Source organism: Novosphingobium sp. ST904, from assembly GCF_001298105.1.
Taxonomy (GTDB): Bacteria; Pseudomonadota; Alphaproteobacteria; order Sphingomonadales; family Sphingomonadaceae; genus Novosphingobium.
On sequence record NZ_LGJH01000068.1, the window covers coordinates 1 to 6,494 of the forward strand.

5 protein-coding genes and 1 pseudogene are annotated in these 6,494 nt (G+C 61.3%); 3 read left to right on the forward strand and 3 right to left on the reverse strand.

Annotated elements, in window-relative coordinates; translation table 11 throughout:
• Positions 1-134: 134 nt before the first annotated feature.
• Positions 135-485: pseudogene (locus tag ADT71_RS32535) on the forward strand (PAS domain-containing protein); the annotation flags it as partial.
• Positions 486-631: 146 nt separating this feature from the next.
• Positions 632-2,284: a bifunctional diguanylate cyclase/phosphodiesterase gene (locus ADT71_RS00820; protein ID WP_082370062.1), complete on the forward strand. Its 1,653-nt coding sequence runs from the start codon at positions 632-634 to the stop codon at positions 2,282-2,284.
• Positions 2,285-3,166: 882 nt separating this feature from the next.
• On the opposite strand, the gene ADT71_RS00830 is transcribed toward ADT71_RS00820, so the two are convergent.
• Genes ADT71_RS00830 through ADT71_RS00840 form a run of 3 tightly spaced genes read right to left on the reverse strand, consistent with a single transcriptional unit; the run spans position 3,167 to position 4,791 of the window.
• Positions 3,167-3,946: a sulfite exporter TauE/SafE family protein gene (locus tag ADT71_RS00830; RefSeq protein WP_054434246.1), complete on the reverse strand. Its 780-nt coding sequence runs from the start codon at positions 3,944-3,946 to the stop codon at positions 3,167-3,169.
• A gap of 7 nt (positions 3,947-3,953) precedes the next feature.
• The gene (locus tag ADT71_RS00835; RefSeq protein WP_054434248.1) at positions 3,954-4,472 is read right to left on the reverse strand and encodes a rhodanese family protein; all 519 of its coding nucleotides are present in this window, start codon (positions 4,470-4,472) and stop codon (positions 3,954-3,956) included.
• A gap of 4 nt (positions 4,473-4,476) precedes the next feature.
• Positions 4,477-4,791, reverse strand: coding sequence for a helix-turn-helix transcriptional regulator (locus tag ADT71_RS00840; RefSeq protein ID WP_132470467.1), 315 nt, complete (start codon positions 4,789-4,791; stop codon positions 4,477-4,479).
• Positions 4,792-4,861: 70 nt separating this feature from the next.
• On the opposite strand from ADT71_RS00840, the gene ADT71_RS00845 reads away from it, so the two are divergent.
• Entirely contained in the window at positions 4,862-5,737 is an 876-nt protein-coding gene (locus tag ADT71_RS00845) for an MBL fold metallo-hydrolase (protein ID WP_054434253.1), read from the forward strand.
• Positions 5,738-6,494 lie beyond the last annotated feature (757 nt).

A 6,494-nucleotide genomic window follows, 5' to 3' on the forward strand; every position in this document is an offset into this window, starting at 1 on the left:
CAAGGCTGTTAACGTCAGGGGATTCGTATCATACGGGCATCGGACTGGCGTTCTCTATCGCTGCCGGCGTGATCCTTCGGTCGCTGGCAAAAGGCCATGCCGCGTTCCAGGATTCGCTCCGTTCGGGGGCGGAAATGGCCACTTTGATAGAAGCATTGCAGTCCAGTCAGGAACACTATCGCCACTCGGTCGAGCTGAATCCGCAAATCCCGTGGATTACGAATGAGACCGGGGCGGTGGTCGAGGTCAGCCCCCGGTGGACCATCCTCACCGGGACAAGTACGCAAGAGGCGCTGAATTGGGGCTGGACGGCGGCGGTTCATCCCGACGACCTGCTGCATGTTCTCGAGGCATGGAAGGGCGCCCTGGCAGCGGCCGGGATCAACCGACAAGTAGATGTCCGCTACCGCTTGAAATCCGTTGTCGGCGGATTTCGTTGGTTCCGTGCCCGGGCCCTCCCACGCCTTGGTGCTCAAGATAATGTGCTGGCTTGGTACGGCAACCTGGAAGATATCGATGATCAGGTTATCGCCGAACAGGCGTTGCAGTCCAGCGAGGAGCGCTATCGGCTTGCTTCGTTGGCTACCAACGACGTCATATGGGATGTCTCGCTGACCCGTGACACCATCGAGTGGAGCGCGCGGCAGCAACGGTCCTTGGCTATCCGGAGACTCAAACAGAGACTTCACGCAACTGGTGGATCGAACGGATTCATCCCGATGATCGTGGGCAGGTGCTGGCTCATTTCGAGCAAATCCGTGACCCCGGCATCGTCCAATGGACGCAGGAGTTTCGCTTCCGGGCAGCCGATGGGTCTTATCTTTATCTGGTGGCCAGGAGCCATGTCGTGCGCGATGCCGGCGGGCAACCGACCCGACTGATCGGATCGCTTCAGGACGTGACCAGCCAGAGACAATACGAGGATAAGCTGCGCTGGGCGGCGCACTACGATTCACTCACCGATTTGCCGAATCGTGCTCTGTTCAGTGAGCGCCTTGACGCGGCCCTTCGAAATGCACGCGCAGACGACACCCGGGTACAGCTCGTGGTTCTGGACGTGGATCGGTTCAAGTCGACGAATGACAACCTGGGCCATGATGCTGGGGATACGCTTCTTCAGGAAATCGCGGCGCGCCTCGTGGCAAGTGCCCCGGCGTCTGCGACGGTAGCGCGTCTCGGCGGCGATGAATTCGCCGTTATCCTGCCTGGACCAGGCGATCATGCAGTGGAGATCGGGGCGATTAAGGCGCTTCTCGCCGAAGCATCCAAACCCGTCATCTTCCAGGGCCGCCAACTCGACGTCAGTTTGAGCGCGGGTTCAGCCGTGGCATTCCGCGATGGCCAGAATCCCGAAGACCTCCATAAGAGCGCGGATCTGGCGCTTTACGCGGCAAAGAAGGAGGGGCCCGGCCGAATTCGATGCTTCCAGAGCGATTTGCGGGCTTCCGCCGAGCGCGAAACCCAGATGCTCTACGATGCCCGGGAAGCGTTGCTCAACGACCGTATAGTTCCCTTCTACCAGCCCAAGGTATGCCTGCGGACTGGGGAATGCGTCGGTTTCGAAGCCCTGCTGCGCTGGCATCACGCGACGGGGTTGCGCTCTCCGGCGGCGATTGGCGCTGCACTTAGTGATCCCGATATTTCGACGAAACTGACCGATCGCATGATGGAGGGGGTGATCGCCGACCTGCTCTATTGGCGGGACAGCGGAACCGAGGTTGGTCGCATCGCCGTCAACGGTTCGGCCGCGGATTTTCAGCGCGGCGACTTTGCCGATCGCATATTGGGGCGGCTGCATCGCGCTGGGCTACCGCCTTCGGTGCTCGAACTCGAGGTCACTGAAACTGTCTTCGTGGGCCAGCTTGCGGATACGGTAAGCACTGCGCTGGAAACTTTGTCCGAGGCAGGCGTCACGATCGCTCTGGACGATTTCGGAACGGGCTACGCATCGCTTACGCACCTCCAGCAGTTCCCCGTTGATACATTGAAGATTGATCGGTCCTTTATCTCCCGCCTGGATGAGACAGAGCGGGAAGACGCCACCATCGTCCGCGCGGTCATAGACCTTGCACGAAACCTTGACATCAAGACCGTTGGGGAGGGGATCGAAACGCCGACCCAGGCGGCATATCTGACGCGCATGCAGTGCGATATTGGCCAGGGGTTTCTCTTTGGCAGGCCGATGCCGGCAGGGCAGATTGCCAACATGATCTCGAATTGGAATATAACCGGCGTCCTCGGCGCCATCCAATCAGACGCCGAACCCTCGAACCGTTCAGCATGATAGTGCTGGCGCGACCGGTTGTTGGAGCACTGTGAAGGAGTGTTTGGCTGGCTCTACACGATTGCCAACCTGATCTTTTCCTTCACGGGCTATCCAGGCATTTGGCCTATACGTAATCGCTGCGCATTTGGGCGTGCCTCAAAATCAAATGATACCGAGCCGCATCACTCGGAAACCATTCTCGCCCTGCTCGCCTGACTTTGACGATCAATCCGATTAAAATACCAATCCGGTAATCGCACCAATCAGGTACGCTGTATGGCGGTTGCCATCATGTCGGCCGTCGCAACGCCGCCAACCAGGTGTAAGCGCGAGATTCCGCGCACCTGTTCGGAGTGCCTTGGTGTGAAGGATGTGTCCACCAAGGCCCAACTTGAACAGTGCTAGCGGAACACGCAGGGAACGCGAGATCGTAAGTATTTAATATTGCTGGGAGTGGATTTGGCGCCAAACCGGGTGCGCTAACAACATTTTCCGTGTGACTGGCGGTCTGGTTTATCTTTACGGGTCCGGGCAGTAACAACCTGGCCATGTATGTCGTCGAACGAGTCGCGCGCGGCCACCGCTATCTTCACCTGGTCGAGAGCGTGCGCGAGGGCAAAACTGTCCGCCAGCGCACGATCAAGGCTCTGGGCCGCAAGGATGTGCTGGCCGCGAGTGGCGAACTCGACAGGCTGGCCGCCTCGATCGCACGTCACGCAGAGCGCAGCATCATTCTGTCCGATATCGATGCAGGCCGGATCGCAGCCCGCAGGATTGGCGGCCCGTTGCTGTTCGGGCGCCTGTGGCAGCGGACGTTACGCCGAAGGGCGAGATCAGGCCCGATGGTGAAAAGCTGTTGGCGCGAGGGCGTCGATAGCAGTCGGCTGAAGCCGCTCAGGTTCAGAGCAACGATGCCGTGGCGTAGGTTCCTACTGCAATCACGGCGGCGGCAAAGCCACGTTCGAGCAGCCCCTTTCGGGTGCCGAGAACCTTGCCCAATGCAATGCCGCCGATCGTTCCACCGACGCCGCCCGCGACCAGCATCGCGGTCACGCTCCAGTCGACCAGCCCCGATAGGGCGTAGGACGAGGCGGTGGTCAACCCCAGCGCGCTGACGACGACCAGCGACGTGCCGATCGCGAAGGGCAGCGGCATCGCGGTTGCAAGGATCAGCCCAGGCACGATCAGGAACCCGCCCCCGATCCCGAAGAAGCCGGCGGCAAGCCCGACGCCCAGCCCGATTGGAACCAGACGCGGCAGCAGCGTTGCCGCGCTGTTACGGGTCAGCCGCACATCAGGCGCCTCCTCCGTGCGACGCTTGTGCAACATCGACAGCCCGACGCCGATCATCAGCAGCCCGAACAGGACGAGTAGCCGTTTGCCGTCGAAAGCCTTGCCCAGCTCGGCACCCAGCGCCGCACCGATCATCCCTGACACCGCAAACACGCCGGCACACCGCCATTTCACCCGACCGGCGCGGGCATGGCCGATTAGGCTGGCGAGAGCATTGACCGTCACGGCGACGGCGGCTGTTCCTATCGCGGCGTGTGGTGATCCGACGCCGACGACATAAATCAGGAGCGGAACTGCGAGGATCGACCCGCCCCCGCCTACAAGGCCGAGGATTAGCCCAATCACGCCGCCTGATACGAGCGCGGCAAGGATGGTGGCGGCGTCCATGATCGCCTCAGGCGGCCGTGCGCCGGTTCCAAGGCATTACGCGCAGTAGACTAGCCATGCCGCACCATCCCGTCACGCCAGCGAACATCAGCCCAGCGCCGATGAATGCCGACAGGCCGAAGAAGCCAGGAGTGACGAACGCGCCGAGCAGAACGCCGATCAGCACCAGCCCACCGGCGGTAATCTGCACCTGCCGCATGATCTCTAACGGCTGCGACCGATCGGCGACGGTGGGCTGTCCTGCCTGCCGCCACGCATCGATGCCGCCTCCGAGGATATAGGCCGGCGCGCCACCCGTTGCCGCACCGAGCTGCGCCGCATTGGCGGCGGTGCGCATCCCGGACTTGCAGTGAAAGACGACCGGACGATCGTCACGCGGGAGATCGCCGATCCGGTCGAGCGGCACGTTCATCGCACCGGGAATGCGCTCGCGCGCATGTTCGTCGGCACCACGAATGTCGATCAGACGCGCACCGGCATCGATCGCGGCGCGGGTATCGGTGGGGGAAAGGGTCGCAAGCGTCATCGCATCAATCCTTGCAATAGAGCTGGTAGAGGGTGGCGAGCAGCGTTTCGACGCGGGCGTCCTCAATGGCGTACCAGAGCGTCTGGCTCTCCCGTCGGTAGGTGACGAGGCCTTCGTCGCGCATCTTGGCGAGGTGCTGCGAACAGGCCGACTGCGACAGGCCAACATCGCGGGCCAGATCGCCGACCGTCACCTCGCCATGCTCGACCAGCTTGCACAGCAGCATCAGCCGGCGCGCATTGCCGATCGCTTTCAGTGTGTCGGCAACCTGTCCGGCCTTCGCTTCGAACGTCGCCAGGTCCATCGGCGGTTTAAGCATTGTCGCCACTCCATTAGGCATTGCTTATGTAGCATCATCTAATATATTAGCAAGAGCTAACGGAGGAATCATGACCCAACCCTTCATCGAGGCATTCTTCGACGAGCCGACGAATACGATCAGCTACCTGGTCGGCGATCCCGCCACCCGGAAGGCGGCGGTGATCGACCCGGTTCTAGACTTCGACATGGCGAGCGGCGTTGCCGATACGCGCTCGGCCGAGCGGATCGTCGCCTTCGCGCGCGAGCACGACTGGCATGTCGCGATGGTGCTGGAAACGCACGCCCATGCCGATCATTTGTCGGCAGCCCCTTTCATCAAGGCGCATACCGGCGCATGGATCGGGATCGGCGCGCATATCCGTGACGTGCAGAAGATCTTCCGCCCCGTGTTCGCGATGGATGATCTGAAGACGGACGGTTCGGATTTCGACCGGCTGTTCGAGGACGGCGATCGGTTCGCGATCGGCGCCCTGGAGGTCGAAGTGCTGCACGTCCCCGGCCACACCCCTGCAGACGTGGCCTACCTGATCGGCGATGCGGCGTTCGTCGGCGATACGCTGTTTATGCCCGACTATGGCACCGCACGCGCAGACTTCCCCGGCGGTGACGCGCGCAAGCTCTATCGCTCAATCCGTCGCATATTGACGTTGCCCGAGGCGACGCGGCTGTTCCTGTGCCACGACTACAAGGCACCGGGTCGCGACGACTATCGCTGGGAGACGACGGTGGGTGAACAACGCCGGTCAAGCGTCCATGTCCATGACAGTGTGAGTGAGGACGGCTTCGTCGCCATGCGCGAGCAGCGCGACGCCGGGCTTTCCGTGCCCAAGCTTCTGCTGCCCTCAATCCAGGTTAACATCCGCGCCGGCCATTTCGATCAGGCGGAGGCAAACGGTGTCACCTACTTGCGTATTCCGGTAAAATGGCGAGCCGACCATCGGTGATGTCATACGATCGCTGACACGGCTCTGTGCGTACGTTTTCGGACATCCTCTGACTGGCCCCCAACTCGTCCATCAGCGGGAGATCGTAATCGTATCCCCGCATCGCATCCTTGAATTCCACGTCAATCCTCCGTGGGTGAAGCCTGGAACCACACTGATGGTGGCCACAAAACAAGTCCAGAACGCCGCGAATTTTTCGGCACGGCATTCAGCCGACCGCGGCTAATCCGGCCGGCCTCGCAGGATCAGCGGAACGACGATAACCTGCACACACACACCGCGCCCACCAGGAACAACCCCGTGAACATCCGTGCCTTAACCGATTGCGCGGCCTGGAAGATGATAGCCAGCACCGTTGCGACCAGCATGTTCGCATCAGCGTGATTACTCGCAGCCGGAGCCGGCAGCGCGCGAATGCGGCAACCAGGACTCCGGCTCCGATGATAAATGCCATGTCCACAATTATGCTCCTGGCTCGGCCATCAAATCCGGGACGGTGCAGCGCAACTCCAAGGCGAGTTGCTCCAAAGTCGGTGCCATTTCCGTCATCCGCCTTCAATCATGTGTACACATTCACACTATCTTAACCTATGTTGACGAATGGTAAATCTTGCGAACGAGAAGCAGTCTTGTTCCATGCTGGCCTGGCGCGCCCGCCCCCTGTCCCCGGAGACTATGCACGTCAGGTCGGCAACCCGCTTCCCCCGATTGCTGTTGCAGCTTCTCACCCTGCGGTCTTGCACTCCCTTCCCATCTT

Excerpts from the sequence above, each read along its gene's own strand:
- ADT71_RS00840 (WP_132470467.1), bottom strand. The coding sequence starts at position 4,791 with ATGCTTAAACCGCCGATGGACCTGGCGACGTTCGAAGCGAAGGCCGGA.
- ADT71_RS00845 (WP_054434253.1), top strand. The coding sequence starts at position 4,862 with ATGACCCAACCCTTCATCGAGGCATTCTTCGACGAGCCGACGAATACG.
- ADT71_RS00835 (WP_054434248.1), bottom strand. The coding sequence starts at position 4,472 with ATGACGCTTGCGACCCTTTCCCCCACCGATACCCGCGCCGCGATCGAT.
- ADT71_RS00830 (WP_054434246.1), bottom strand. The coding sequence starts at position 3,946 with ATGGACGCCGCCACCATCCTTGCCGCGCTCGTATCAGGCGGCGTGATT.